Annotated in this window: 2 protein-coding genes; both read left to right on the top strand. The window is 48.8% G+C overall.

Annotation, left to right across the window (positions count from 1 at the left end; genetic code table 11):
* A partial coding sequence (locus AKL28_RS25235) for a hypothetical protein (protein ID WP_231602686.1) occupies positions 1-184 on the top strand: 184 nt, incomplete at its 5' end.
* 34 nt (positions 185-218) lie between these two features.
* On the top strand, positions 219-1,006 hold a 788-nt coding region (locus tag AKL28_RS23610; RefSeq protein WP_156226487.1), incomplete at its 3' end, for a hypothetical protein.

Genomic DNA, 1,006 nt, shown 5'->3' with positions numbered 1-1,006 from the left:
TCATAAGCCTGGCCCAAGTCTTCGCCACGAGCTTGCCCATGGGAAGATCACGACAGGTCACTGTTTCCATGATGACGTTATCTATGCTTGTTGGTGGATGTATCGCATGGTGGCGACACCACTTCTAAAGCATTGGAACGAGATTGTTGAACATTCACTAGCCCGATCTGAGGGATCCACCTGAAACTTAACGATGGCAGAAAACTGGAGGATTTGTCTTGAGCGCTGATGAATTTAACCGTCTCTTCTCGAATCTCGCGGAAGCCCTCTTTCCTGATCAACAGCGGCGCATAGATGGAGAAATCAAGAAGATCCGGGCGACGGATGCTGCAGCAGGGACACTCACAGCCGGCGCACTCTACATTCACCTATTCCAGGCACTGAGAGCCGAACTTTCAACACGCGCTCAGGAAGTTCGGGTAGATGCTCTCCGCGCATTGAGCGCGATATCCTTCGAGGACGCATCGGTAGTTCAGGAACTTCTACGAACATCAACTAGTACTCGGATTGCCATTCATGCAGATTGTCTGCGTCAGATTTATGAACAACGAATCCCTGGGAGGCTGCATCAGAGCCTTCCTTACGATACCGCCATTTCTGAAATTCTCGCCACAAATTCTGTGGAAATGGAGCTAGGTCTCATGAGGAAGAAAAAAGAAGCGAGCACCACCACCGAATACAAAAACGTCTTTAACGCACCGATTGGGGTCTTTCAGCAAGCTGATTACGCTAAGGCCGTAGTTCTGCACACCGTTGCTAGTAGTGATATCTCAAGAATTGAAGCTGCCCTCAACACCCTTTTAGAAGGGATTCGAGAGTCAAAAGAGATTCATGACGATACGCGTCAAGTCCTAAATGAAACTCTTGAAGAAGGTACCAGCTTAATCAGAGCCGAGAAACCCAACAAGTACAAGATCTCTAGCCTCATCATCGCTGTCAAAGATGCCGCGGAGACAGTCCCAAAAGTAAAGGATGCTGCGGTAATCGTGATGGCAGGATTGAAAGC

This window comes from Herbaspirillum chlorophenolicum, from assembly GCF_001189955.1.
GTDB classification, from domain to species: Bacteria; Pseudomonadota; Gammaproteobacteria; order Burkholderiales; family Burkholderiaceae_D; genus Herbaspirillum; species Herbaspirillum chlorophenolicum.
Note: the sequence above shows the minus strand (reverse complement) of the source record. Positions and strands in the feature narration are given on the sequence as shown.